We start from the raw sequence: 25744 nt of genomic DNA on the forward strand, positions 1-25744 counted from the left end.
AGCAGAACGCCGTTCCGACAGATCGCAGGAAACTGTCGAAGGCGGGGTGGGTCCGGTTGAGGGGGTGTCCGCGGCATGGATGCCGTGACCAAGGCTACAGGGACGTACTTGCGCCGTCCCCCGCAACCGGACCCACCCCGCCTCCTCACAGGAAACCCGCTGTTGCTTCGGCTGTTGCTTCTAAGGTTGCCGGCCAGCGGCCGGCACTACCGCGGGTGCCGGGTGCCGCCCGGCCGGTACCTCCAGCTTGACCGCAGCCGGGGCGCCACGGAGAATTACGCGACTAATTCTCATTTGCTGTTGCGCAGGATGCGGGCGGCAGCCTCCCGGGCCCTCCTTCTTCGATGTTCAAGAACGTCCTGTTCCAACTGCACTGGCTGCTGGGCATCACCGCAGGTGCCGTCCTGGCCGTGATGGGCCTCAGTGGCGCCACGCTGTCCTTCGAGGACGAACTGCTGCGCGCCGCCAATCCCGGCTTCGCCGAGATCGCCGAGCACCATGCCGACGGACAGCCTCCCCTTGCACTCAGTGAGCTGGTGCCGCTGCTGCAGGCCGGCAGCGAACGCCCCCTGCAACGCCTGCGTATCGATGCCACCGGACAGCGGCCGTCGGTCGCGCGCTTTGCCGGGGGCAGGGAACACTGGGTGTACTTCGACCCGTACAGCGGTGAGCGCTTCAGCGCCCTGCGCGGCCAGGCGTTCTTCGACTTCGTCGAGGACCTGCATCGCCACCTTGCCGCGGGCGAACGCGGCAAGTGGATCACCGGCAGCTGTGCCATCGCCCTGCTGTTCTTCACCCTGTCCGGGCTCTACCTGCGCTGGCCACGACGCTGGTGGCACTGGCGCAGCTGGCTGGCAGTGGAGTGGAAACGCAGCGGACGCGGCTTCCTGTGGAGCCTGCACTCGGTCGTCGGCACCTGGGTGCTGCTGATCTACCTGATGAGTGCGCTGACCGGCCTGTGGTGGTCGTTCGACTGGTATCGCAGCGCGGCCAGCACGCTGCTGGGCGTCCCACCGGCGGCCAAGCACCAGGTTGCCACCGATGCGTCGCTGGACCTGCACCGCATTGAAGCCACGCTGTACGCGCTGCCGGGCGTGCGCGCCGGCTTCATTGACCTACGCCTGCCGGAGAAGCCCGGGCAGGCACTGAATGTTCGGGTGATGGCCGGTGATCCGTCGCAGCGCGGCGGCCACCATGATCGTGCGCATGACCTGCTGCAGCTCGATCCGGCCAGCGGTGCCGTTCTGGATGCCCGTCCGTACGCACGCCAGGGCGCGGGCGGACAGTTGGCCACCAGTGTGTTCGCGCTGCATTCGGGCAGCTACTTCGGTGTGCCCGGGCGCGTGGTGGTGATGCTCAGCAGCCTGGGCATGAGCCTGTTCTTCATCACCGGCTGGATGCTGTACCTGGACCGCCGCCGCAGCCAGCGTGCGGCGCGAGGGCTGCGCCAGGCGCTGCCGATGCCGGCCAGCGATGCCGGCAACGCAGCGTGGCTGGTGGTGCATGCCAGCCAGAGCGGACTGGGCGAACAGCTGGCGTGGCGCGCGGCGGCACAGCTGCAGGCGGCCGGCCATGCGGTGCAGGTGCTGCCGCTGGCGCGCATCGATGCCGCGCTCCTGCTGCGTGCATCGAGCGCGCTGTTCGTGCTGAGCACCTTCGGCGACGGCGAGCCGCCCGACGCCGCCCGGCGCGCAGCGCGGCAGTTGCTGGCACAAGCGCTGGACCTGTCGCGCCTGCAGTTCGGCCTGCTCGCGCTGGGCGACCGCCAGTACCCGCATTACTGCGGCTTCGGCCGCCAGTTCGATGGCTGGCTGATCGGCAACGGCGCGCGCCCGCTGTTCGAGCGTATCGATGTCGACGCCGCTTCGGTGCCGGCACTGCGCCAATGGCAGCAGCAGCTGGGTACGCTCACCGGCATCGTCACCGATGACAGCGTGCTGCCTGCAGCTACGCAGATGCATGCGTGGCGCCTGCTCGGCCGCGACCGCCTCAACCCGGGCAGCGTGGGCGGAGCCATCTGGCGTATCCGTCTTGCCGCACCGGCCGACGTGCAGTGGCAGGCGGGTGACATCCTGCACATCGCGCCCCGCCACAATGCGCAGCATGCCGGTGCCGTGTTGAAGGCGCATGGGCTGGATCCGCTGCAGCCACTGCTGGTCGATGGCCATCCGCGCACGCTGCTGGCGCTGGCCAGTGAACGCGAGCTGCCCGAGGCCGATGCTGCGCTGGCGGTGCAGGATGCCTGCCTGTGGCTGGCCGGGCTGCCGCTGCTGCCCAGCCGCGAGTATTCGATCGCCTCCTGCACGGATGATGGCGTGGTGGAGCTGGTGGTGCGGCTGGTGCATGACACCGCCGGTCGCGCCGGGTTGGGCTCGGGCTGGCTGTCGTTGCATGCGCCGATCGATGCCGGCATCGTCGCCCGCGTGCATCGCAACCCCGGTTTCCATCGCGTCATTGGCGCGCCGATGGTGCTGATCGGCAACGGCACCGGCATCGCCGGGCTGCGCAGCCTGTTGCGCGAAGCCGCCCGTGCAGGCGAGCACGGACACTGGCTGTTGTTCGGTGAACGCCAGCGTGCGCACGATTTCCTGTTCGCCGACGAGATCGAAGCGTGGCAGGCCGATGGCCATCTCGCGCGGGTGGACCTGGCGTTCTCGCGCGATGGTGACGGCGGTTATGTGCAGGATCGCCTGCAGGCGGCCACCGGAACGCTGCGCGACTGGATGCAGCGCGGTGCGGTGATCCATGTCTGTGGGTCGTTGCAGGGCATGGCCGAAGGCGTGGACCAGGTGCTGCGAACCGCGCTGGGTGATGAAGCGGTGGAAACGCTGCTGGAGAACGGGCGCTACCGCCGCGACGTGTATTGATTCCTGCCGCCGAACGCTGGTGTGAGCCGAGCATGGGCTCGGCTCTACAGTGTTCCTGCAGCCGATGTAGCGCCGAGCCCACGCTCGGCTGACTAGGCCGCTGCGCGCGACTGAGGTGTCGACTGCAACCGGAACGCGCCCACCGCTTCAGCCAGGGCACGCACCTGGACCTGCATCTGCGCCGTGGAGGCACCGGCCTCTTCCACCAGGCTGGCGTTGCGTTGGGTGCTGGCTTCCATCTGCACGATGGTCTGGTTCACCTGTGCGATGCCGGCATGCTGGTCCTGCGACGCACTGCGGATACCCGCGAGCAGGTCGGCCAGCTGCTGCACGCTGCCGACGATCTCGCCCATCGTGGTGCCGGCCTGTTCGGCCTGCTGGTTGCCCTGTCCCACACGCGCCACCGAATCCTCGATCAGGCCCTTGATCTGCTTGGCCGCCTCTGCGCTGCGTTGTGCAAGCAGGCGCACTTCCGCGGCCACCACGGCGAAACTGCGGCCCTGCTCACCGGCACGCGCCGCTTCCACCGCAGCATTCAGCGCGAGGATGTTGGTCTGGAAGGCGATGCCGTCGATCAGCTGGGTAATGTCGCCGATCCGCCGCGACGCCTCGCTGATGCGCTGCATGGTCGCCACCACCTGGCCGACGGCCTCGCCACCGCGCTGCGCCACCGCAGCCGCACCCTTGACCAGCGCGTCGGCACGGCCTGCGGCATCAGCATTGCGACCGACCGTATCGGTCAGTTCGTGCATGGAAGCGGCGGTCTCTTCCAGGTTGGCGGCCTGCTGCTCGGTGCGCTGTGACAGATCTTGATGACCGGCAACGATCTCGCCAACGCCGCTATCGAGACGGGAGGTGGCGTGCTGGATGCGGGTGACGATGCGGCCCAGCTGCGCGACCGTCGCGTTGGCATCATCGCGCATGCGCGCGAACACGCCCTGCAGCTCACCCTCCATGCGCACGCTGAGGTCACCACGGGCCAGCGCGGCCAGCAATGCCTGCAGGTCGCCGAGGTTGGTTTCAAACGTCGCCAGCAGGCGGTTGATGCTGGTCGACAACGTGCGCACGAAGCCCTGCTTGCCGTCCAGCGTGACGCGACCGTGCAGGTCGCCGTGTGCTGCAGCATCGACCAGGGCAGCGACCTCGGTTTCCAGCAGGGTCTCCAGCGCACGACTACGCCATTCCACCGCTACGCCGAGGAATTGCCCTTCGTCGATGACGGGGTTGGCAATCAGCTGGTAGCGCGTGCCGGCATGGCCGATCTCGCGCTCTTCGCGCTGGCGCACGCCGGTCAGGCTGGCCAACGCCGGATGCAGGCGTACCGCGTCGCTGCCCACCAGATCCTGGTCCCGGAGGTCCAGCTGCTCCAGCAGAGCCGGATTGGCATACGCCACCAGGCCTTCTGCATCGATCACCATCAAACCGGTCTGCGCACTGTCCAATGCCTGGCGCACCCGGGTGTTGCCGCGCGCCACGGCACGCTCGGTCTCGATACGCGCGCGCAGGCGCTGCTGCATGTCGACCAGGCGCTGGGCCAGCTGGCCGATCTCGTCGTTGGCGTTGTAGACGCGCAGGGTGGTGTCCAGGCGGTCGTCAGCGATGTCGCTGGCGAAGCGCAGGGTGTCATGGATCGGCTGGCGTACTGCACGCAGCACCAGCACGAGGCTGGTGATCAGCACACCGGCGACCAGCAGCACGGTCAATGCAAACAGCACGCTCATGGTGCGCGCACCAGCCTGCTGGCGGGCCTGGGCACGGGCCAGTGCCGCGACCTGTGCCTGCTGGAATGCGGCCAGCGCAGGCGCTACGCCCGCAGCGGCATCCAGCAGCGACTGCGCTTCCACATCCAGGCCGACACGGGCAGCGGTATACCCAAGCAACGCGGCCTGATACGCCTCCATTCCGGTGCGCAGGGTGTCCTGCGCATCCGCGGGCAGGCCCGCCAGCGCGAGATCGAACGGCAGCTTTTCTTCGCTGGCGCGGTCGGCGTGGGTGGAATCACCGTCGAGCAGCAGCAGTGCCTCCTGCCGACGCATCTTCTGCAGGGACAACGCCAGCGCATCCCGCTGCTGCGCATCCACCTGCCCCTGCAGCGTGTCTGCAGCCTGTTGCAGCTGCGCGGCGAGGCCGGCCTCACCACGGCCCATCTCGTCGACCCGTTCGAACAGGGCGGCCACACCCTGCGAGAACGCGCCTGCAGCTTCGGTCAGCGCTTGCAGGGCCTTGCGCCGGCCGGCATCCATCGGCATCGCGCGCAGCACCTGCAGGTCGCTCTGCAGCGCTTCCTGCACGGCCAGCAGCTGGTCGCGATCGGCATCGTCGAAACTGCGTGCATACTGGATCTGCAGGCGGCGCGCTTCGGCCACCCGCGTGGCCAGGCGCGCGGCCAGATCACTGCCGCGCTGGTAGCTGGCCTGGCTGCGCGCAGCCTGCGTGTTGGCATGCCCGGTCCAGGCATAGACGGCGGCGATTGCGACCAGTCCCAAGCCACAGACCCACAAGGTCGCCTTGAGCTTGTTGGCTACGCTCAGCCGATGCGGTTGCAGCCACGGCAGCAGGCCGGAGGACGCCGGGCGCAGCGCCGCAAGCCGCGTGCGCAGGGACCGGAGGTGGAGGACAACGGCCGACATGACAGACTCCAGGCAGAAGGACGCACCTGTATCGGCCGGATTCAAGGCAACTTTAGAGCTTTCGTCGTCCTGGCCCAGCGATGACTGGCGGACGCGGCCTTTGTACCGGGTGCAGGCGACGCTGGCGTGACACGACCATCGCCCTTGACCTCAACCCCGGTTGGGGGAGCACAGTGGACGCGCCTCCCCGTTCCGGTGCCTCCATGACCACCCTCGATGTCCCCCGCTACCTGCAGCGCCTGCAGCTGGATGCACCGCCACCGCTGACCCTGGCCGGCCTGACCCTGCTGCAGCAGCGCCACAACGCAGTGCTGCCGTTCGAGACCCTCAGCTGCCTGCTGCGCGATGCGGTGCCGATCGACCTGGACAGCGTGCAGCGCAAGCTGCTGGACGAGCGCCGTGGCGGGTACTGCTTCGAACTCAATGGCGGCCTGCTGGCGCTGCTGCAGGCGTTGGGCTTCGATGCGCAGCCGTTGAGCGCCCGCGTGCTGCTGGCCGCCCAGGACGGCGAACTGACCGCACGTACCCATCTGCTGCTGCGCGTGCAGGTGGACGGCGATGACTGGCTGGTGGATGCAGGTTTCGGCAGCCTGACCCCGACCATACCGCTGCGCCTGGATGATCCGCAGCCGCAGGCCACGCCACACGAGCGGTACCTGCTGCAGCGCCTGGCCGTTGACGGGGATTTCGTGCTGTCCGCCCAAACCGGCGACGGCTGGCGATCGATGTACCGTTTCGACCTGCACGTGCCCGCACCGATCGACAACGTGGTGGGCAACTGGTACGTGTGCACCCATCCCGACTCCAGCTTCCCTGGCCAACTGCGCGCGTCGCTGACCGGGCCGGACTGGCGACGCACCATCGGCAGCGGCAACTACACCGAGTACCGCCCCGGCCAGGTACCGGACAAGCGTCCGCTGCACGATGTTGCCGACGTGCGCGAGGTACTGCAGCAACGCTTCGGCATGCGGTTGCCCGAAGACCCGCGGCTTGACCCGGCGATCAATGACTGGCTGCAGCGCTCACGCGCCGCGACCTTGTAGCGCCGAGCCCATGCTCGGCTGAGCTTGGGCTGCTGGGTCAACAGCAGCCGAGCATGGGCTCGGCTCTACGCAACCGCGCGCGCCTGCAACGCAATCCGGTTGCCTTCACTGTCGCAGATCTCGGCCACGCGCCAGTCGCCCGCGTCGGCCGGCCCGAAGCGCAACGCAGCTCCCGCGCGCAGTGCACGCTCCAGGCTTACCTCCAGGTCATCGACGCCGATGTAGATGCGCGCACCCTGCTCGGAGGGCCGGTAGTCCGCGCCGTGCACCAGCGCCACACTGGCACCGGCGGCCGGATCGGAAAACGGCAGATAGGCCATCCGGCAGTCGTGCAGCACGATGGGTTCGCCCACCGCCACCTGCAGCCATTGCTGGTAGAACGCGATGGCCCGGGCCAGATCACGGACCGGTATCTCGACGTGCAGGATCGGATTCATGCGCGCAGGATAACCGGATACTGACACCCCCTTGCAGGGCAGCGCTGGCATGCTGGGTGCCCCTTTCCTCGCGGAGTCCTGCATGTCCCTGGCCGACCATCGACGTACGCTGGCACCGCATGGTTTCTTGCGCGTGGCGATCAACCTGGGCAACCCGGTGCTGGCGCACGGCGATGCGCACTCACCGCGCGGACCGTCAGTGGAGCTGGCCACGACATTGGCGCAGCGCCTGGGTGTGCAGGCACGCTTCACCTGTCACGATGCCGCGGCCTCGGTGGTCGCTGCGGCAGGCGAAGACGGCTGGGATCTGGCCTTCCTGGCCATCGATCCGGCACGCGCCGACCGCATCGCCTTCAGTGCTCCGTACGTGGAGATCGAAGGCACCTATCTGGTGCGCGAGGACAGTCCTGCGCAGCAGGTGAACGACCTCGACCGCGAAGGGCTGCGCATCGCGGTGGGCCGCGGTGCAGCCTACGACCTGTTTCTCAGCCGTGAACTGCGCCACGCGATGATCGAGCGGGCTGAGACGTCGGCGGCGGCCATCACCCTGTTCGACCTGCAGCGCCTGGATGCCGCCGCCGGCGTGCGCCAGCCGCTGCAGGCATGGGCGCGGGCGCATCCCGGCCACCGCGTGCTGGCCGACCGCTTCACCGCGATCCAGCAGGCGGTGGCGGCGCCGGCTTCGCGCCCCGCCGACGCGCTGCAGGCGCTGTTCGAGGAAGTGGAGGCGATCAAGGCCGGCTCGCTGCTGGAGGAGGCGTTCGCGCGAGGCGGGCAGACGGTCACGCTGGTGCGATGAGTGTAGCGTCCGCCATGTGCCGCACGTGTTCGGCCGCCTGCGCGTGCAGCCAGTCGCGGAAGGCGAGAAAGCCGCGGTGGCGGGCCGATCGCTGCGGGTAGACCAGCCAATGCGGCCAGGCGGTTTTCAGGCGCAGGTTGGACAGCGCCACCAGTTGCCCGGAATCCAGCAGCAGGCGCGCCCGCGTCACCCGCCCCAGCGCCACGCCCACCCCGTCCAGCGCCGCACGGTGGTGTGCCTCCGAATCATCCAGCACCGCTACGAAGCGCGACGGTGGGGTCTGCCCGCTCAACGCGAACCAGGCACCCCACGCACCATCGGGGTCCCCCAGCAGCGGCCACTGGTTCAGTGGCACCCGGTCGATCCCTCCCATGCGTTCGATCAGCGCCGGGCTGGCCATCGGCAGCAGCCACTCGTCGAACAGCGGCTCAACCACCAGGCCCGGCCACTGCCCGCTGCCCAGCCGCAGCGCGGCGTCGAACTGGCGCTGCCGCTCGAAATCAATCAGGCGCTCGCTCGACTGCAGGTTGATCTCGATCTGTGGGTGCTCAGCCACGAAATGACCCAGGCGCGGCACCAGCCATGCCGACGCCATCGACGGCACCGCACTGATCGTCAGCACGTGCTCGGCGCGGGCCGCATAGGGCTGGAAGGCTTCGTTGATCGCATCCAGATGCGGGCCGACCTGGTCGAGCAGGCGCTGCCCCTCCAGGGTGAGGGCGACGCCACGCGGTTGGCGGACCAGCAGTGGCTGCCCGAGCCGCTCTTCCAACTGGCGCATCTGATGGCTGAGCGCACTGACGGTCAGGTTCATCGACGCCGCTGCCCGTGACAGGTTGCCCAGCCGCGCGGCGGCCACGAAACCCTGCAGGGCATGAAGGGGTGGACGGGACATCAGGCTTGAATTCCTCTCAAGGCATGCTTGCGGAAATGTCGCTTTTTGCCCGCCCATGCTGCCCGTATCGTGCAATCCACTCAAGTGGAGGCACGCTCATGAACATCTTCGGCAGCCTGTTGTTCCTGCACGGCCATGTGGCCAACGCCGAGCTGGCACGCCAGCTGGCCAGCCCGTCCACCGCCTCCCCTGCGTGCGCGGCGCGACCGGCCACGCCGGTTCAGCAGCCGGGGACCCGTTGAACGCGGCTCAACCTGTGTACCAGCGCTGGACGTGTTCAGGCAGCCATGGCATTGGGTCGATATCCAGTGTCCGGCAACCGTCGAGGGTGTCACGCAGCACGCCCTCACCGGGGCCACCTGGAATCCGCAGGCCTTCCTCTTCCGGAAGCTGCACCACAGCCCAGTCGTGCAGCCGGTCCATGCGCAGGCGCAGCGCAGCCTGCAGCCATGCCTTCAGCGGGTAACAGCGATAGCCCTGTTCGCCCAACGCATCAACCGCGAGCGACAACGCCTGGTTGGCGCCACGTACCCACTCGGTGTGGCCTCCGGCCTTGTCCTGGACCGTCATCGGTGCCGGTGCGCGGTGCGCCTTGAACGGCGAACGCAGCTGCAGCTCCAGATCACGTGCATCGCGCTCGCTCTCTGCTTCCACCAGCGCACCGGCATCGAGGTCGAAGAACTCGAACCAGCGCCGGTGCAATGCGCTGATGCGTCCGAGCGGATCACGTGAGAAGCCGATCTTCGCGTAGTCCTCCCACGCACAAGGGAAGACGTAGGTGAAGACACGACCGTCGATGCGGATATCCGATTGCATGTGCGCAGGCTGCCTCCACCTCAGCCCGGGCGCAACCGGGCGCTACCGTGCACGCTGCAGCGCTCCGGCAGTGCAGCTTCGTGCAGCCGGCACCAACTATTCTTGCTGACTGTCGCTGCCATCTCCGCCCGCCATGCCGTCTGCTGCGCCCGCCCCCCTACCGATTTCGTCCATCACCCTGGAAGCGGCGACCTCCACGGTGATCCACCAGCACAACGCTGAAACCGCGCGGCAACCGGCATCGCTGACCAAGCTGATGACCGCCTACGCCGCCTATGCGTGCGTCGAAGAGAACGGACGCACGTGGGACGACCCGGTCACCATCGCCGCCGACGATGTGCATGCCGTGGCCGATGATGAAACGCGCATGGGCCTGGTGCCCGGCGAGACAATCACCCTGGCACGCCTGCTGGAAGGGTTGATGGTGGTTTCCGGCAATGACGCTGCATTGGCGATCGCGCGCCACCTGGACGGATCGCAGGCGGCATTCCTGGAGCGCATGAACCGGCACGCACGCCAGCTCGGGCTGCGCAGCACCTGGTTTGCCAGCGTGTCCGGCATCACCACACCGCACCACGTCTCCAGCGCGCGCGACATGGCGGCGCTGGCCGCCCGCCTGCTGAACGATCATCCGCAGATCCTGGCGATCACCGCGCAGCGCGCGTTCGCCCATGGCAGCTTCAACCGCAGCAACCAGAACGCCCTGCTCGGCGAAGACGGCGTGGACGGCTTGAAGACCGGCTACACCCAGGCCGCAGGCTTCTGCCTGGCCGCCACCGCGTGCCGGGCAGTGCCCGGGCGGGACCAGCCGGTACGCCTGATCACCGTGGTACTGGGCTCTGCAAGCCGCGACGCGCGCGACGCACTGGTGCGCGACCAGCTGGCCGTGGGATTCGCCGCCCTGGCCGGCGGCTGACCGCTCGTGCGGCTCAGCGCCGCTTGACCGTCGCCACGATCAGCCGCTGCAGCTCGGCCACGGCACCGGCCCTGTCCAGCGCGCCGGCAGCCACGCCCTCTGAAAGGGCTTCAGCCGCACCGAGGATGGCCCAGCGCCCCGCCAGCGACACCGTGCCGTCGGCGGCGAACGGGCCCAGCCAGACCTGGCAGTTGTCGATGAAATCCTGCTGGTAGCGCCGCCGCACCTCATACAGTTCCGGCGCCCCCACCAGCGCGGCGAGGATGCCTTGCACTTCACTGCCCTGGCTGAGGACGCAGTCGATGTAGCCGGAGGCGATGGCCGCCGCCCGATCGACCAGTTGCGCCCGGGCGCGGCCGATGCGCTCGTGGAAGACCACGGTCTGGCGTCCGTCATAGTCATCGTAGAGTGCCGCCAGCAAGCCATTGCGGGTCACGAAGTGATCGTAGGCCACAGGCTTGGTCACGCCCGCCGCCTCGGCCAGCCGCCCCAGCGTCAACGCGCCGGTACCTTCTCCGCGGACCAGTGCCCAGGCCACATCCAGCAACTGGCGGGTGCGTTGCTCCCGGGTCATTCGGCGGCGCGTGGGGGTGGCGTTGGCGGGCATCGGCGGAGCACGGCGATCAGCGCATCGGAACACCGATTTTACGGCCGATCGCCAGCGCGGTCTGCAGGTGCGCTTCAGCGGCACCGGTATCGGCGTCCAAGAGCAGGTCGGACGACAACACGCGTGCGCCGCAATAGTCGAAGATGCCCATGTCGATCTGCGTCCTCATCGCCGCGTCGTAGCCACGACGTTCGACCATGGCTGCATCGGCGCCGCCCAAGCCGACCAGATGCACATTCAGGCGCTGCAGCTTCTTCACCAGCCTGCCCTGCGCATCCTGTGCGTAGGCCCAGTCGTTGGTGAACACACGGTCGATCCAGCCTTTCAGCAGTGCCGGGAACGACCACCAGTACAACGGGAACACCAGCACCAGCGTATCGGTGGCATCCAGCCGCGCGTGTTCGGCGGCGACATCGGCGGGTACCGCGCCGGTGCTGCGGAACAACGCCTGGTCCCGCGGGTTGAAGCGCGGATCGAAGCCTTCGGCCATCAGGTCGGCATAGGCCACGGTGTTGCCGGCGTCGGCCGCGGCAATGGCATCACCGATGCGACGCGCCATCGCGTGGGTCAGCGAACCGGGCTCAGGGTGGGCGATGACAATGAGGCTGTGCATGGGGATCTCCAGGAATCAATACCTACCAATGGTAAGTAGCGATTCCCGGGAAAGCAGCGCCACCGGTGGGACGCTGTTTTCGCGTCCAACGTATAGTGCAGCGATGCCCTGTGGGACACCCGGACATGGATCGACGCCTGCCCCTGACGATACTGACGCTGCTGCTGTCGCTGCCATCCGCCTTCGCGGGTGACCTCAGTCCCAGTGACGCGAAGGCCCTGCGCGAAGATGTGCGCGCCCTGATGACTGCCTACGCCCGCGGCGATGCGGACTTCCTCATCGAGCGCACGCATCCCAGCCTCAAGCGGCTGGCCGGCGGCGATGAGGCCTTCCAGGCGATCACCCGCGATGCGTTGAAGACGCAGCACAGCACCGGCGTGGTGGTCATCAGCGAAGACGTCGGTGTGCCGACCCGGACCTATGCGGCCGGGGAGGAAGAAGTCTGCTTCGTGCCACGCCAATCCCTGGTACGGGTGCGTGAAACCCCGATGCGCAGCACCACGTTCATGGTGGCCGTGCGCCGCATTGGCGGTTCCGGGTGGACGTATCTGGACGGCACGGGGCTGCAGGACAATCCACGCCTGCTTCGCCAACTGCTGCCAGCGCTGGAACCCGGCGTGATCCTGCCCAAGCGGGAGATCGAGGCGTTGTAGTTGCCGGCCCTTCCCGCCATGCAGGGCGCGGGTCTACTGGAACAACGCATTCAAGGCAGCCCCGGACGCCGCCTGCTGCAGGCCATCGAAGCGTCCGTCCTGCACGATCGGCTGGGTCGCCTGCATCAGTCCACCCCACGCGGCACGCGCCAGCGCACCGCCCAGGCTGACCCGGCGAACGCCAAGTGCGGCGATGTCCTGCAGGCTCAGTGCTGTGGGTCCACCGACCAGCAGGTTCACTGGCTTCGAGCCCGCAGCGGCGACCACCGCACTGATCTGCTCGTGCGTACTGATACCCGGTGCGTACAGCACATCGGCACCGGCCTCGGCGTAGGCACGCAGGCGCCGCAGGGTGTCCTGCATATCCGGCACGCCCACGAAGAAATTCTCCGCTCGCCCGACCAGCAGCACGTCGCCGCCCGCGCGGTCGATGGCCGCACGCGCCGCGCGCAACCGCTCGACCGCCTGGTCGATGGGCCTCAGTGGTGCATCGGCCAGGCCGCTGGCGTCCTCGATCGACAACGCCGCAATGCCGGTATCGAGCGCCGCGGCCACCGCCTCCTCCACCGCCTGTGGCGTAGCGCCGAAGCCATCACCGAAGTCGGCATTCAATGGCAACGGGGTCGCCGCCGCCATCAGTCGCAGGTGCTCCAGCGTGGCCTGCAGCGATACCGCGCCGTCCGGCCGCCCCTCACTCCAGGCGCAGCCGGCACTGGTCGTGGCCAGGGCCTGGAACCCCTGCCGTTGCAGATAGCGCGCACTGCCGGCGTCCCACGGGTTGGGCAGCACGAAGCATCCTGCTGCATGCAGCTGGCGGAAGCTGGCGCGCTTGCGCAGGGTGTCGGCATCAGGCGAGGCCATGGCGGGCTCCGGGGCGGCAGACCTGCACCCTAGCCCGCCGTTCGGTCGCGCTCAAGGCGACGAAGGCAGCCGTGCATGAAGTGATGCCGGCTGCTTATTGGACGCCACCGGCGACCCTGCCCGAGCGTGGTTGCCTGCCCACACAATGCCGTCACGGAGCCCCTCATGCACCCGGACCCGCAGCCCCTCATCGACGCAGGCGACGATGACGCCCACTGGGCCGACCTGCTCTCGCCCGCACGGCGCCGCCTGATCGCCTCGGCGGGGCTGGCCGCCGGCGGCCTGGCCAGCGCCTCCACCGCCGCCGCCGCGCGCGTCGGCAGCGCCGTGAACACCACCGAACCCGGGCGACCCGGCTTCCGCGCCATCGTTCCGCCAGCAGCGAAGGGCCGCAGCCCCTGGGGTCAGGCCACCGCCAGCGAACCGACCCCGCGCCCGGCCAGCGTGCGCCCCGGCGAGGCCACGTTGCCCACCGCCCCGCGCGCCTACACCGACATCAAGAGCTACCACGCACATATCTATTTCGACGAGGACAGCTTCGAGAAGGCAGCCCTGCTGCGGCGCTGGGCCGCCGAGCGCTTCCCGGTGGAGCTGGGCAACTGGAACCTGGAGCCGCGTGGCCCGCACGTCACGCCCTCCTTCTACTTCGGCTTCACCAACGACCTGCTGCCAGTGCTGGTGCCCTGGCTGCAGCTCAACAGCCTGGGGCTGACCATCCTGATCCACCCCAATACCGGCGACGGTCGCGCCGATCACCTGTACTACGCGTTGTGGGTGAACCGCGCGCAGCCGGTGAACGCCTACAACTGGCCGGCGCCGCAACCGGGGGAACAGGAGCCGTTGGAGGAGGTATTCCCGAACGTGGTGCCCACGGTACCGTTGGAGACCTGAGCGATCAGCTGCCAGGAAACTCCCTGGTGAGGGCACAGCGTGCTGCGCCCTACGCCTCCTCCTCCACGCAGGGTATGGCTCTGCCGATGAGCGACCCGGGCGTGATCGTCGGCCTACGTGCCCGCATCCACCGCCTGCACGACGTTCAGCGCGCCTTGATCCGGCGTCCGCCATACGGCCACAAGCCCTCCGGCACATTTCAAACATACGATTGAAACGCTGCAAACTTCGCCGAACTGGACAGCATCCACCGGTTCCGCCAGACTGCCGCCCTTTCCCGTATTCCGGATCCCATGGCGAAGCTGCTGGTCCTGCACGGCCCCAACCTCAACCTGCTCGGCACCCGCGAGCCGGAGGTATACGGCCACACCACGCTGGCCGACATCGACCAGGCCCTGGTCGCGCAGGCATCGGCTGCCGGGCACGCCGTGGAGAGCCTGCAGTCCAATGCCGAGCATGTGCTGGTCGACCGCGTGCAGGCTGCGCGCAACGACGGAACCGCTTTCATCCTGATCAACCCCGCCGCCTTCACCCACACCTCGGTGGCCCTGCGCGATGCGCTGGCAGCGGTGGCGGTGCCGTTCATCGAGATCCACCTGTCCAACCCGCATACCCGCGAACCCTTCCGCCAGCACAGCTTCTTCAGCGACAAGGCGGTGGGCGTGGTGTGTGGCTTCGGTGCCGACAGCTACCGCTACGCGATGGACGCGGCGCTGCTGCGCGTATCCGCCACCTGATTGTCGACCCGAGCGCTCACGGCGCTCTCCTCACCTAGAAGAAACCAAAGAGGCCCTCATGGATCTGCGCAAAATCAAGAAGCTGATCGACCTGTTGGAAGAGTCGAACCTGGCTGAAATCGAAATCAAGGAAGGCGAAGAGTCGGTGCGCCTGTCGCGCGCTCCGGTCGCTGGTTATGCCGCGCCGGTCGCCGCCCCGGTGTACGCCGCCCCGGCCGCTCCGGTGGCGCAGGCCATGCCGATGCAGTCGCCGACCGAAGCCTCCACCGGCGGCACCGCCAAGCCGGGCCCGGCGCTGCCGGAAGGCCATGTGCTGCGCTCGCCGATGGTCGGCACCTTCTATGCCTCGTCCGCGCCGGACAAGCCGGCCTTCGTCACCGTGGGCCAGCAGGTCAAGGAAGGCGAGACCCTGGCCATCATCGAAGCGATGAAGATGTTCAACCCGATCGAAGCCGACACGTCCGGCACCATCGTCGCCATCCTCGGCGAGAACGGCCAGCCGGTGGAGTTCGACCAGCCGCTGTTCGTGATCGGCTGAGGGGCGCGCCATGCTCGACAAAGTCGTCATCGCCAACCGAGGGGAGATCGCGCTGCGCATCCTGCGCGCGTGCCACACCCTCGGCATCCGCACCGTGGCCGTGCATTCCACGGTCGACCGCAACCTCAAGCACGTGGCCATGGCCGACGAGTCGGTCTGCATCGGTCCGGCGCCGTCGCCGCAGAGCTACCTCAACATCCCGGCACTGATCGCCGCCGCTGAAGTCACCGACGCCCAGGCCATCCACCCGGGCTACGGCTTCCTGTCGGAGAACGCCGACTTCGCCGAGCGCGTGGAAGAGTCGGGCTTCATCTTCATCGGCCCCAAGGCTGACACCATCCGCATGATGGGTGACAAGGTCGAAGCCATCCGCGCGATGAAGGCCGCCGGCGTGCCGTGCGTGCCCGGTTCGGGCGGCCCGCTGGGCGAGGACATCGTCGCCAACACCAAGATCGCCCGTGAGATCGGTTATCCGGTCATCATCAAGGCAGCCGGTGGTGGCGGTGGCCGTGGCATGCGCGTCGTGCACGCCGAAGCCTCGCTGAAGACCTCGATCGAAACCACCAAGAGCGAGGCCAAGGCCGCGTTCGGCAATGGCGAGGTCTACATGGAGAAGTTCCTGGAGAACCCGCGCCACGTGGAGATCCAGGTGCTGGCCGACGGTCAGGGCAACGCCATCCACCTCGGCGAACGCGACTGCTCGATGCAGCGCCGCCACCAGAAGGTGGTGGAAGAAGCACCGGCACCGGGCATCACCGCCGAACAGCGTGAGCAGATCGGCAAGGTGTGCACCGAAGCCTGCATCCGCATCGGCTACCGCGGCGCGGGCACGTTCGAGTTCCTGTACGAGGACGGCCGCTTCTACTTCATCGAAATGAACACCCGCATCCAGGTGGAACATCCGGTCACCGAAATGGTCACCGGCATCGACCTGGTGGCCGAGCAGCTGAAGATCGCCGCTGGCCAGAAGCTGTCGATCAAGCAGAGCGACGTGGTGCTGACCGGCCATGCCATCGAGTGCCGCATCAACGCCGAAGATGCTGAGACCTTCGTGCCGAGCCCGGGCACCATCACCGGCTTCCATCCGCCGGGCGGCCCCGGCGTGCGCGTGGATACCCACATCTACAGTGGCTATCGCGTGCCGTCCAACTACGACTCGATGATCGGCAAGCTGATCGTGCACGGACCGGACCGCGAAACCGCCATCGCCCGCATGCGGGTGGCGCTGAGCGAGATGGTGGTCGATGGCATCAAGACCAACATCGCCCTGCAGCAGCGGATCATGCGTGACAAGGGCTTCCAGGCCGGTGGCCAGAACATCCACTACCTGGAAAAGCGCCTTGCCGAGCGCAAGAACAAGCCGATCGCGCTGACCTGATCGGCGCCAGGCACTGGACATGAAAAGGGCGGGGAAATCCCCGCCCTTTTTTTGTTGCTGTAGAGCCGAGCCCATGCTCGGCTTGCCGCAACGCACAGCCGAGCGTGGGCTCGGCTCTACAGCCGGCGCATCAGCGCTTGCTGGCCGCTTCGGCCGGAATCTGCGAATTGGCCAGCGGCCGCACGCCATTGGGCGAGGTCGGATCGACGATCACCATGGTCTCGGTCGAGCCATCCGGCCACACTACCTGGAAGGTGCTGCCGGCCGGCAGTGAAGCGAACGGCATGCCCGTCTGCGCGCGATAGACCGCAGCGACCTGGCTGGCGCCGGCGCGGCGCACGTCTTCCTGCGCCTTCACCGTGGTCAGTTCCACCTTCGACAGATGCCGGTACCGATCCTCGTAGGTATCGATCATCAGCAGGCCGACCGCACCGGCAGAGTAGGCCACGAACAGCGCCACCCAGAACCAGAACTTGGCCCCATGCAGGAATCGACGGTAATTCATCGCCCGTCCCTCTTTCCAATCAATCGCTTGATCCATTCCTTCATTTTCCCAGCACCTTGCCGCGATACCGCAGCGTCATACACGAAATCCCGGAAATCCTGCGCTCCATCCTGCGAACAGATCCCTCCGTTCGCACAAAAACTGTTGACCAGCACGCTGTCCGCTCCACACGGTAGACCGAGTTCGCAGGCCGCAAGCCGCCATGCAAGCTCACTGAGCTGTTCGCCCGCCACCAGGCCGTCGAGTGCGCTGTCACCGGCGGCACGCACGCCCATGCCCGGCGCGATCGCCATATAGGCCTCCGGGTCACGCGAAGTGCGCACGCGCTCGACCAGGTCACGGCGGTACTCGGCACTGTCATGCAACGGCTCGCCCTCGGCGAACAGCGATGCTTCCGCGGCCAGGTTGCCCTGCGCGGCCGCCTTGCGGCGCTCGGCCAGCACCAGTGCCGCACCCAGCTTGTCGCCCGGGACGAAGCCACCGCACCGCTGCGCCACGCGCTCGCGCGCCTCGATCATCGCCGGCGCCGCGGTCAGGCCCAACCCGCTCAGTACGTTGTTGTCCAGGCGGTAGCCACCCGGATCGAGCGCGTACTGCGCGCAATAGTCATACACGCGGCTGAGCATCCAGCGCGCTTCATGGTTACCTGTATCGGCCTGCACGCGCAGGCGCTGGGCGTAGGCATACAGATCGCTGGCGTCTTCGATGTCGGCGCGGAGGTCCAGCGGCAGGCCCGACGGCAGCATGTTGCCGCGCTCGACGGTAGCCAGCCGGCGCGCCAGGGCTTCCGGCACCACCGGCAACGCCACTGCGCTGTCGCGGCCGGCCACGACGGTCGGCAGGTCCGGCGACGCTGATGTCACGCCCGCCGCATGGCCACTGGCCCGGTACCCGGCCACGCCCAGCACGGCCACCGCCGGCAGCACGAGCAACCAGGTTTTCAGGGTCGGGGCGAAGGCCATCGGCGGCGGTGAGCGTTCACGGCGCACAGGAAAGTACCGAGTTTAGCAAGGCCCGGCGGGGCTGTCTGAACTGCCCCCGTTCATCTCAAGGCGGCATCTCAGGCAATACGGAGACGCCCCGATGGTCTAGCATGGCCCCCTTTCCCGTGATTGCCCCCACCGCCATGCCGTTCCTGGAACTGACCCTGCGCTGCACCGAAGCCACCCAGCCCCGCTATGAGAATGCGCTGGAGGACGTCGGCGCACTGGCCGTGACCCTGCTCGATGCCGAAGCCGACACCAGCAACGAACAGGCCATCCTCGAACCCGGCGTGGGTGAAACGCCGCTGTGGGACACCCTGGTGCTGAGCGCACTGTTCCCCGCCGACAGCAATGCGCTGTTGCTGCTGGCCGCCCTGGAATCGTTCGATCCGGAACTGGACTGGAGCAACGGCAGCTTCCGCGCCGTCGAGGATGAAGACTGGGAACGCGCCTGGCTGGACCAGTTCCAGCCGATGGATTTCGGCAGCCGCACCTGGATCGTGCCGTGGAACCATGAACTGCCGGACGCCGCGCAGGCGGCCGATGCCGCCGTGGTGCGGCTGGACCCGGGCCTGGCCTTCGGCTCGGGCACCCACCCGACCACCGCCCTGTGCCTGCGCTGGCTGGACCAGCTGGCCGTGGACGGCCAGTTGCAGGGCCAGCGCGTGCTCGACTTCGGCTGCGGCTCGGGCATCCTCGCCCTGGCCGCGCTGAAGCTGGGTGCCGCCGAAGCGATCGGCGTGGACAACGATCCACAGGCACTGGTCGCCACCGCCGACAATGCCGAGCGCAACGGCGAGCAGGCGCGCATGCACGTGTACCTGCCGCAGGACGAACCGGTCGCCACCTACCCGATCGTGGTCGCCAACATCCTTGCCTCGGCACTGGACGCGTTGGCCGAGCTGCTGGCCGCGCGCGTCGCTGCCGGCGGCCGCATCGCCCTGTCCGGCATCCTGCAGGGCCAGGAAGGCGAACTGCTGCAGCGCTACGCCGCATGGTTCGACGACCTGCAGGCGACCCAGGATGGCGACTGGATGCGCATCACCGGCATACGCCGCGCCTGATCGTGATTGAATGACCGCTGGATCCGAGCCCGCACCCTGAGCATGTCCGAGCCGAACCCGCCGCGCCGCCCCTTGGCCACCTTCCTGCGCCCCGCGTCGGAAGGCGAGGCTGCACCTGCGACCGATTCACGCACGCCCGACCCGGCGATGCATGACATCCCGCCAGCCCAAGCCCGCAGCCCCCTCGAAGCGGCGCTGCCACCGATGGCGGAAACGCGACAGAGCGATGACATCGTCAACCTCGACGAAGCGGCCGTGATCGAACCCGTCCTTGCCGCTCCGGCCCCGCAGGCCGTGGCCGGAGATGCACCCAGTTTCCTGGGCACCTCGCGGCCACGCGCACTGCCGACGCCACGCTGGCACTGGGGGCTGGTCGCCGGACTGGCACTGCTGCTGGCCCTGCAGAGCGTGCTGGCCGATCGAGCGCGACTGGCCGCCGACGCGGGCAACCGCGCCTGGCTCGGCGCACTGTGCGGCGTACTGCGCTGCAGCCTGCCGGCCTGGCATGAACCCACCGCGTTCACCATGACCAGCCGCGAGATCCGCCCCCTGCCAGGCCAGGCCGGCGTACTGCAGGTGCAGGCCAGCATCCGCAACGATGCGCGCTGGGCACAGGCCTGGCCGGATCTGCGCCTGTCGCTGTCCGATGCCGATGGCCGGGTGATCGGCAGCGGCGTGTTCGCACCGGCGCAGTACCTCGGCGAGAACCCCGGCGCGGCCGTGCTGGAACCGGGCCAGAGTGCACGCATTGCGTTCCGCGTGCAGGAACCCGCCGCATCCACCGTCGCATTCACCTTCGACTTCCTCTGAGCAGGATAGAGGCGACCAGCCGTGGCAGGTCGGGCACGCTCGCGCTAGACTGGCCGCCACCACCTCGTCCGGCCGCGCGCTCCGCGCGCACGGGCCAACCGAATCGGGAACCCCCCTTGAACGCTGTCCTCTCTCGTCCTGACAACAGTCGTGGCGCTCCCCGGCCACCGCTGCGTGAACACGTCGCCCAGTCCGTGCGCCGCTACCTGCGTGACCTTGATGGCTGCGACGCGGACGATGTCTACGAGATCGTGCTGCGCGAGATGGAAATCCCGCTGTTCGTGGAAGTGCTCAACCACTGCGAAGGCAACCAGAGCCGCGCCGCAGCGATGCTGGGCATCCACCGCGCCACCCTGCGCAAGAAGCTGAAGGAATACGGCATCAGCGCGTAAGCGTGCGTGGGTAGCGCCGGCCACTGGCCGGCAACCCCATGAACGATGGCAGGAAGTTGCAGTTGCCGGCCAGCGGCCGGCACTACCCGTGGACCCACGCCATGCGTGGATGGAAGCCCGGCAGAATCACCCGCCTCCGCCGGCCTTCCAGTAGTACCTCACCACATGGAAGAACACGGGCGCGGCGAAGCATACCGAATCCAGCCGGTCGAGCATGCCGCCATGGCCCTCGATCATGTGGCCCCAGTCCTTGATGCCACGGTCGCGCTTGATCGCCGACATCACCAGCCCCCCCCAGAACCCCATCAGGTTGATCAGCAGCGACAGGCCGAACGCCTGCAGCGGCGTGAACGGCGTGATCCACCACAGCGCCGCTCCCAGCGCGCTGGCACTCAGCACGCCACCCACGAAGCCCTCCACCGTCTTCGACGGCGACAGCTTCGGCGCGACCAGACGCCTGCCCAGCAGCTTGCCCCAGATGTACTGCAGCACGTCCGAGGACTGCACCACGATCACCAGGAAGGCGAACAGCAGCACGTTGCGCGACGGGTCATGGCCAGGCACGTGCAGGTTCAGCAGCAGCGGCACGTGCGAGATGCAGAACACGCAGATCATCAGCCCCCACTGCACCTTCGCGGTGCGCTCCAGGTAGTGCGTGGTGTCACCACCGATAGTCGACAGGATCGGCAGGAACAGGAATGCGTAGACCGGAATCAGCAGCGTGTACATGCCGTACCAGTCGATCCACACCAGGTAGTACTGCCACGGCAGCACGATGTAGAACGCGGCCAGCAGCGCGTAGTAGTCGCCCGAGCGGGTCGGTGCCAGAGTGATGAACTCGCGCAGCGCGAACAGCGAGATGATCGCAAACAGTACGATCACCCCGGCGCGACCGAAGAACAGCGCCAGCCCGACCACGATCGCCATCACCCACCAGGCGCGGATGCGCGACACCAGGTTGGCGATGACCGCACTGGGCTGCCCACGCTGCCGCCAGCGCAGGGTCTCGGCCACCAGCGTGGCCAGCACCAGCACCGCGCCGACGCCGGCAAACAGCAGGCCGGTCTGCTGGCCCACGCTGCGCGCGGCCAGGTCACCGGACACGTCCATCAGATAGCTCATGCGCGCCCTCCATTCGGCGCCAGGTCCAGCAGCGCCTGCCGGCTGCGGGCCAGGAATGCAGCCTTGTCCTCGTCGGCCTGCAGCCGCAGCGGCGTACCGAAAGTGGCCGTGCACAGCAGCGGCAGCGGCAGGAACCGGCCCTTGGGCATCACCCGCTTCAGGTTGTCGATCCAGACCGGCACGAACTCCAGCTCCGGCCGTTGCCGCGCCAGATGGTAGATGCCGCTCTTGAACGGCAGCAGTGGCTCATCGCCCACATTGCGCGTGCCTTCCGGGAACAGGATCAGCGAGCACTCTTCGTCCACCGCATCGCGCAGTACCTGCAACGGGTCCTGCTGGCGATGGCCGGCCTCGCGCTCGACCAGCACGCCGTTGAACACCGCATCGATCAGGTAGCGGCGCAGGCCGTCGCGTTGCCAGTACTCGGCAGCAGCCACCGGGCGCACCTGGCGCCGCAACGCCGGTGGCATCGACGACCAGATCAGCACGAAGTCACCATGGCTGGCGTGGTTGCCGTAGTACACGCGGCGCTCGCTGGACGGCGCACAGCCGATCCACAGCGCACGGGCGCCGGTCACCACGTGGATCGCGCCACTGCAGGCGCGTGCAATCAATTCGGCGAACATCGGTCCCTCCGGTTCACGTCTGCGGCCACAACACGGCGATTACCAGCAGTGCAAACTGCACGGCCGTCAGCAGGTACTGCCGCAACAGCAGGCGGCGCATACCGGCCCAGCGCAGGTCCCAGCCGCGCAGCGGCGCGTCGGGCTGTGCGCGGCGCAGGCCACTGTCGTGCAGCAGCTGGTCGGTACGGCGCGCAGCGGCTTCGCCGTCCAGGCCTTCATCGCGCAGCAGTTGCAGCAGGCCGGCGTCCAGCCCGACCCGCCATGCGTGGTAAGCCTGTGTGATGCCCGCGGCAATGCTGAGCAGCAACAGGCCGGCGGCGATCATCGCCAGCCCCGCTTCGATGCCCAGCAGCAGCAGCGCCACCAGCAGCAGCCCCAGCGACAGCAGCGCGGGCCAGCGTCCCTGGCGCAGCAGCAGTTGCATGGTCGCCAGATCGGGAACCGGACTCATGCGCCTGCCCCCGCCGCAGCAGCAATGGCGCGCAGATGTGCCGGGCCCAGCACGATACCGGGGCGTGCAGCGCGCACGATCGCCACCGCCGCTTCGGCATCGGCGGCACGGCCCGTGCGCAGCAGCCACGTCGCCACGCTGGCGGCACTGCGCGAATAGCCCAGTGCACAGCACACCAGCAGCGGCCCCTGCGGCCGCAGACGCTCGATGGTCTCGGCGGCCTCGCGCAGCTGGTGCGGCGTGGGCACCACCAGGTCCAGCATCGGCACGCTGGCGTACGCCGCGCCCGGCGCGCGGCAGGACAGCTCGGCACAGGCATCGACCACGCCCACCAGCGGTGCTGGCAACGCCGCGCGGGGAATACGCCCCAGCCACACGCCATCCGTCACCGGCACCGGCTGCGGCGCACGCCGCGTCCACAGCCGCGAATTGATCCAGGCCGCGCCCAGGTACGGCGCCAGCAGCCAGCGTGCCGCCATGCTCAGGCGACCATCGGCGCGCTTCTGGAACACCGCCGTACCCAGCCCGGCATAGGCCAGCGCCACCAGCAGCAGCGACACCACCGGCCACAGCAGCCACAACGCCGTACCCCGCAGCAGAACCACCGGCACCAGCAGCACAGCAGCCCCCAGCAGGTACAGCGCAGCCAATCGCCACCGCTTGGCATGCCGCGCGATGCGCCAGGCACGCAGCGGTGGCGTGCCCTGCTCCGGCCACAACCACACGCACAGCCAGCCGGCCAGCAGGCCGGTCGGGATGTCGATGAAATGATGCTGGAACGTGGTCAGCACCGAGACGCCGATCAGCAGCGCCCACACATGCAGCACCCAGCGCCAGGCACCGTGCAGGTACTGCGCGAACTTCACCCACAGCACGATCAGCAGCACGATGTGCAGCGATGGCGCCTGGTTGAACGGCTTGTCGAAACCCAGCAGCACATCGAACAGCCAACCGAACACGCCGCCGATCTCCGGCCGCTCGAAACTGAAGCGCAGCGGCCACAGCAGGAAGCAGCTCACCGCGATCAGCTGTGCACTGAACAGCCGCAATGCGTGCCGGTCCAGTTCGAGGCGCTGTCGGCACAGGAAGAACGAAACCGCGTAGAACAGGTCGATCGACCAGTACGGCACGATCGTCCATGGCACGAACGGAATCTGCGTTTCCCAGCCGAACGCCATCACCGGCAGTTCGGCGTGGCGGCCGGCCATCCAGTTGGCGAAGCCGTAGCTGGCAAAGAAGAACGGGCCCAGCAGGGCCAGCCACAGCAGCGCGCGCCGCCAGGGGCGCCCCGCCGTGGCAAGCGGAGTTGCAGCCAGCGTCGCCATCACGCGGTCCGGCGTGCCAGCGACACAGTGAAGATGCCGAAGTCATCGATGCGCTGCGCCACTTTCTCGAACCCGGCCAGGCGCACCAGTTCATCCATTTCCTGCTGGGTGCGGCGGCGCATCACCCATGCGGCGCCACCACGATGACTGGTCAGCGCGCGGGCGATGAACTCCAGCTGCGGGTGCCAGGGCTGGCCGGTGTAGGCCAGGTAGCCACCCACCGGCACCGTTGCGGCGATGCCCTGCAGCGAGCGCAGCACGGCGTCGTTGTCGGGGAACAGTTCGTACAGGCCCGATACCACCGCCAGCGTCGGCGCCGGGTCGACCTGCGCAAGCTGCACCGGATCGAACGCATCGCCCTGTTCGAAACGGGCGATGTCGGACGCACCGAGGCGCTCGATCAACGCCTGGCCCTGGGTCACGTTCAGACCGCTGAAGTCGCGCAGCACGATGTGCTCGGCGCGTTGCTCGCCCTGGCCCAGCGCTTCCAGTACATAACGGCCATGGCCAGCGGCCACGTCCAGCACGCGCACCGGCATGCCCTGCCCGCGCAGGCGCTGGGCGGCATCGCGCAGCAGTTCCTGCAGGTGCCGACCGCGAATGCGGATGCCGCGCCAGCCGATCGCATCCAGGTAGTTGCGGTCGACCAGGCGACCCAACGGGCCCTTGCCACGTGCTTCGTCGCGATAGATGTAGTCCAGCGTGCTGCCCGAATCGAAACCGGTCTGCAGGCCCAGTGCAATGCCCTCGGACAGTCTGCCGCCAAAGCGCAGGCCACCGCGCACCACGCGCCAGCGCAGATCGGCCAGGCTGTTGCGCTCGGGCGGCCAGGCCAGGATTTCAGACTCTTCAAATGTCGGCCCATGGCGGTGCGCATCGCGACGCGACAACTCGCGCAACGGCTCGGCGAAACGCGCCTGGATGAAGCGGCGGATGCGCGCCAGTGCCGGTGCCCGATCACGCTCGCCCAGCGTGTCGTGGAAGAAGCCCGGCAGATGCACGCGCTCCTTGATCGGGCTGGACAGGCGCTCGTAGAAGCGGTCCTGCGGGCCACGGTGGACGACGAAGTCCGAGCCGGACACCAGCAGCTGCACCGGCACGCTGATCGCCTGCGCATCGGCGACGATGCGATCGGCCGCCTCGTACAGGCCCAGCAGCACCCGCACCGAGATTGGCCGGGTGATCAGCGGATCGGTGCGGTAGCTCTCCACCCGCGCCGGATCGTGGGTCAGCCATTGCGGCTTGACGTAACTGTTGACGAAGAAGTTGCCGCGCAGCTTCTGCATCAATGCCAGGCCCGGGCGTGCGAACGGCACGTACAGCTTCACCTTGAACGCCGGGGAAGCCATCACCAGCGCGCGCAGGCGTGGCGCGTAGTCGTGCACCCAGGTGGCGGCGACCACGGCGCCCACGCTCTGCGCGATCACCACGATGTCTTCCACCGCGATCCCATGCTCGGCGCCGATGTGGGCGATGAAGCTGTCCAGGTCGCGCACCAGCGCCGGAAAGCCCGGTGCATCGCCACGCGCGCCCGGCGAACGGCCATTGCCGCGCGCATCCCAGGCGAAGAAGGCGGTGTCAGGCAGGTCCAGCTCATCGACCAGATGGGTGACACGCCCGGAGTGCTCGTGCCCGCGGTGCAGCAGCACGATGGCCCGGGTGGCCGGGGTGGCGGTGGTGCCCGCCCAGTACCGGTAGAACAGCGGTACCTGGTCGAAGCTGTGGAATTCCCGTTCCTGCGCCTGACGCATGCAATCTCCTGATTGTCTTTTTCTATCTGCTTGA

At 68.1% G+C, this 25744-nt stretch carries 27 protein-coding genes; 13 read left to right on the forward strand and 14 right to left on the reverse strand.

All coding sequences use genetic code 11. The annotated features are described in order from the left end of the window. Positions 1–344 precede the first annotated feature (344 nt). Positions 345–2867, forward strand: coding sequence for a PepSY domain-containing protein (locus ACMGRF_RS16250; RefSeq protein ID WP_099485515.1), 2523 nt, complete (start codon positions 345–347; stop codon positions 2865–2867). Positions 2868–2959: 92 nt separating this feature from the next. Here ACMGRF_RS16250 and ACMGRF_RS16255 read toward each other — a convergent pair whose 3' ends face one another. Further along, a complete protein-coding gene (locus ACMGRF_RS16255; RefSeq protein ID WP_414485388.1) occupies positions 2960–5497 on the reverse strand; it encodes a methyl-accepting chemotaxis protein in 2538 nt (845 codons plus the stop codon). Positions 5498–5700: 203 nt separating this feature from the next. On the opposite strand from ACMGRF_RS16255, the gene ACMGRF_RS16260 reads away from it, so the two are divergent. Next, entirely contained in the window at positions 5701–6540 is an 840-nt protein-coding gene (locus ACMGRF_RS16260) for an arylamine N-acetyltransferase family protein (RefSeq protein ID WP_414485389.1), read from the forward strand. A 65-nt stretch (positions 6541–6605) separates the two neighbouring features. Here ACMGRF_RS16260 and ACMGRF_RS16265 read toward each other — a convergent pair whose 3' ends face one another. Further along, the gene (locus ACMGRF_RS16265) at positions 6606–6977 is read right to left on the reverse strand and encodes a VOC family protein (protein ID WP_049412954.1); all 372 of its coding nucleotides are present in this window, start codon (positions 6975–6977) and stop codon (positions 6606–6608) included. A gap of 82 nt (positions 6978–7059) precedes the next feature. Here ACMGRF_RS16265 and ACMGRF_RS16270 point away from each other — a divergent pair, with 82 nt between their 5' ends. Continuing rightward, positions 7060–7776 carry an ABC transporter substrate-binding protein gene (locus ACMGRF_RS16270; protein WP_049412953.1) on the forward strand — a complete coding sequence of 239 codons (717 nt, stop codon included), beginning with the start codon at positions 7060–7062 and terminating at the stop codon, positions 7774–7776. On the opposite strand, the gene ACMGRF_RS16275 is transcribed toward ACMGRF_RS16270, so the two are convergent. Beyond that, the gene (locus tag ACMGRF_RS16275; protein ID WP_032954576.1) at positions 7760–8671 is read right to left on the reverse strand and encodes a LysR substrate-binding domain-containing protein; all 912 of its coding nucleotides are present in this window, start codon (positions 8669–8671) and stop codon (positions 7760–7762) included. The genes ACMGRF_RS16270 and ACMGRF_RS16275 overlap by 17 nt on opposite strands. A 98-nt stretch (positions 8672–8769) precedes the next feature. Here ACMGRF_RS16275 and ACMGRF_RS16280 point away from each other — a divergent pair, with 98 nt between their 5' ends. Further along, positions 8770–8913: a hypothetical protein gene (locus tag ACMGRF_RS16280; protein WP_162838144.1), complete on the forward strand. Its 144-nt coding sequence runs from the start codon at positions 8770–8772 to the stop codon at positions 8911–8913. Between the two features lie 7 nt (positions 8914–8920). On the opposite strand, the gene ACMGRF_RS16285 is transcribed toward ACMGRF_RS16280, so the two are convergent. Further along, on the reverse strand, positions 8921–9487 hold the full coding sequence (locus ACMGRF_RS16285; protein ID WP_099494876.1) for a GIY-YIG nuclease family protein: 567 nt from the start codon (positions 9485–9487) through the stop codon (positions 8921–8923). A gap of 133 nt (positions 9488–9620) precedes the next feature. Here ACMGRF_RS16285 and ACMGRF_RS16290 point away from each other — a divergent pair, with 133 nt between their 5' ends. Next, a complete protein-coding gene (locus ACMGRF_RS16290; protein ID WP_180880605.1) occupies positions 9621–10403 on the forward strand; it encodes a D-alanyl-D-alanine carboxypeptidase family protein in 783 nt (260 codons plus the stop codon). A gap of 13 nt (positions 10404–10416) precedes the next feature. Here ACMGRF_RS16290 and ACMGRF_RS16295 read toward each other — a convergent pair whose 3' ends face one another. Continuing rightward, positions 10417–11010, reverse strand: a complete 594-nt coding sequence (locus tag ACMGRF_RS16295) for a TetR/AcrR family transcriptional regulator (RefSeq protein WP_049440925.1) — start codon at positions 11008–11010, stop codon at positions 10417–10419. A gap of 16 nt (positions 11011–11026) precedes the next feature. Further along, positions 11027–11623, reverse strand: a complete 597-nt coding sequence (locus ACMGRF_RS16300) for an NAD(P)H-dependent oxidoreductase (protein WP_049412945.1) — start codon at positions 11621–11623, stop codon at positions 11027–11029. A 125-nt stretch (positions 11624–11748) separates the two neighbouring features. On the opposite strand from ACMGRF_RS16300, the gene ACMGRF_RS16305 reads away from it, so the two are divergent. After that, complete coding sequence (locus tag ACMGRF_RS16305) at positions 11749–12276, forward strand: hypothetical protein (RefSeq protein WP_049412944.1); 528 nt, start codon at positions 11749–11751, stop codon at positions 12274–12276. Between the two features lie 33 nt (positions 12277–12309). On the opposite strand, the gene ACMGRF_RS16310 is transcribed toward ACMGRF_RS16305, so the two are convergent. Beyond that, complete coding sequence (locus ACMGRF_RS16310) at positions 12310–13137, reverse strand: isocitrate lyase/PEP mutase family protein (protein WP_180880603.1); 828 nt, start codon at positions 13135–13137, stop codon at positions 12310–12312. 165 nt (positions 13138–13302) lie between these two features. Here ACMGRF_RS16310 and ACMGRF_RS16315 point away from each other — a divergent pair, with 165 nt between their 5' ends. From ACMGRF_RS16315 to accC, 4 genes are all read left to right on the forward strand, one after another. Further along, on the forward strand, positions 13303–14028 hold the full coding sequence (locus tag ACMGRF_RS16315; RefSeq protein WP_049412940.1) for a DOPA 4,5-dioxygenase family protein: 726 nt from the start codon (positions 13303–13305) through the stop codon (positions 14026–14028). A gap of 293 nt (positions 14029–14321) precedes the next feature. Further along, the gene (aroQ, locus tag ACMGRF_RS16320; RefSeq protein WP_049440919.1) at positions 14322–14765 is read left to right on the forward strand and encodes a type II 3-dehydroquinate dehydratase; all 444 of its coding nucleotides are present in this window, start codon (positions 14322–14324) and stop codon (positions 14763–14765) included. A gap of 58 nt (positions 14766–14823) precedes the next feature. Beyond that, the gene (gene accB, locus ACMGRF_RS16325; RefSeq protein WP_111096646.1) at positions 14824–15303 is read left to right on the forward strand and encodes an acetyl-CoA carboxylase biotin carboxyl carrier protein; all 480 of its coding nucleotides are present in this window, start codon (positions 14824–14826) and stop codon (positions 15301–15303) included. A gap of 10 nt (positions 15304–15313) precedes the next feature. Next, a complete protein-coding gene (gene accC, locus ACMGRF_RS16330; protein WP_049412937.1) occupies positions 15314–16681 on the forward strand; it encodes an acetyl-CoA carboxylase biotin carboxylase subunit in 1368 nt (455 codons plus the stop codon). A 130-nt stretch (positions 16682–16811) separates the two neighbouring features. Here accC and ACMGRF_RS16335 read toward each other — a convergent pair whose 3' ends face one another. Together ACMGRF_RS16335 and ACMGRF_RS16340 are read right to left on the reverse strand one after the other, a co-directional pair. After that, complete coding sequence (locus ACMGRF_RS16335) at positions 16812–17186, reverse strand: hypothetical protein (protein ID WP_049412934.1); 375 nt, start codon at positions 17184–17186, stop codon at positions 16812–16814. After that, on the reverse strand, positions 17183–18148 hold the full coding sequence (locus ACMGRF_RS16340; protein WP_049412932.1) for a hypothetical protein: 966 nt from the start codon (positions 18146–18148) through the stop codon (positions 17183–17185). The genes ACMGRF_RS16335 and ACMGRF_RS16340 overlap by 4 nt, the downstream gene beginning before the upstream one ends. A gap of 164 nt (positions 18149–18312) precedes the next feature. Here ACMGRF_RS16340 and prmA point away from each other — a divergent pair, with 164 nt between their 5' ends. The 3 genes from prmA to fis all read left to right on the forward strand — a co-directional run bounded on the left by prmA (position 18313) and on the right by fis (position 20435). Beyond that, positions 18313–19233, forward strand: a complete 921-nt coding sequence (prmA, locus tag ACMGRF_RS16345) for a 50S ribosomal protein L11 methyltransferase (protein WP_049440916.1) — start codon at positions 18313–18315, stop codon at positions 19231–19233. A 42-nt stretch (positions 19234–19275) separates the two neighbouring features. After that, entirely contained in the window at positions 19276–20043 is a 768-nt protein-coding gene (locus ACMGRF_RS16350) for a DUF3426 domain-containing protein (protein ID WP_262257872.1), read from the forward strand. A 116-nt stretch (positions 20044–20159) separates the two neighbouring features. Then, positions 20160–20435, forward strand: coding sequence for a DNA-binding transcriptional regulator Fis (gene fis / locus ACMGRF_RS16355; protein WP_005419706.1), 276 nt, complete (start codon positions 20160–20162; stop codon positions 20433–20435). 126 nt (positions 20436–20561) lie between these two features. Here the strand turns inward: fis and ACMGRF_RS16360 are convergent, their stop codons facing one another. Genes ACMGRF_RS16360 through ACMGRF_RS16380 form a run of 5 tightly spaced genes read right to left on the reverse strand, consistent with a single transcriptional unit; the run spans position 20562 to position 25710 of the window. Continuing rightward, on the reverse strand, positions 20562–21557 hold the full coding sequence (locus ACMGRF_RS16360) for a phosphatidate cytidylyltransferase (protein WP_049412928.1): 996 nt from the start codon (positions 21555–21557) through the stop codon (positions 20562–20564). Then, positions 21554–22183 (reverse strand): lysophospholipid acyltransferase family protein, encoded by a 630-nt coding sequence (locus tag ACMGRF_RS16365; protein WP_005419712.1) that lies wholly within the window; start codon positions 22181–22183, stop codon positions 21554–21556. The genes ACMGRF_RS16360 and ACMGRF_RS16365 overlap by 4 nt, the downstream gene beginning before the upstream one ends. 13 nt (positions 22184–22196) lie before the next feature. After that, complete coding sequence (locus ACMGRF_RS16370) at positions 22197–22634, reverse strand: hypothetical protein (RefSeq protein WP_049412926.1); 438 nt, start codon at positions 22632–22634, stop codon at positions 22197–22199. After that, complete coding sequence (locus tag ACMGRF_RS16375; RefSeq protein WP_414485390.1) at positions 22631–23959, reverse strand: phosphatase PAP2/dual specificity phosphatase family protein; 1329 nt, start codon at positions 23957–23959, stop codon at positions 22631–22633. The genes ACMGRF_RS16370 and ACMGRF_RS16375 overlap by 4 nt, the downstream gene beginning before the upstream one ends. Next, positions 23959–25710, reverse strand: a complete 1752-nt coding sequence (locus tag ACMGRF_RS16380; RefSeq protein ID WP_100478835.1) for a bifunctional alpha/beta hydrolase/class I SAM-dependent methyltransferase — start codon at positions 25708–25710, stop codon at positions 23959–23961. Before ACMGRF_RS16380 ends, ACMGRF_RS16375 begins: the two co-directional genes overlap by 1 nt. Positions 25711–25744: the final 34 nt, after the last annotated feature.

Source organism: Stenotrophomonas sp. EMP41, assembly GCF_047495535.1.
Lineage (GTDB): Bacteria > Pseudomonadota > Gammaproteobacteria > Xanthomonadales > Xanthomonadaceae > Stenotrophomonas > Stenotrophomonas sepilia.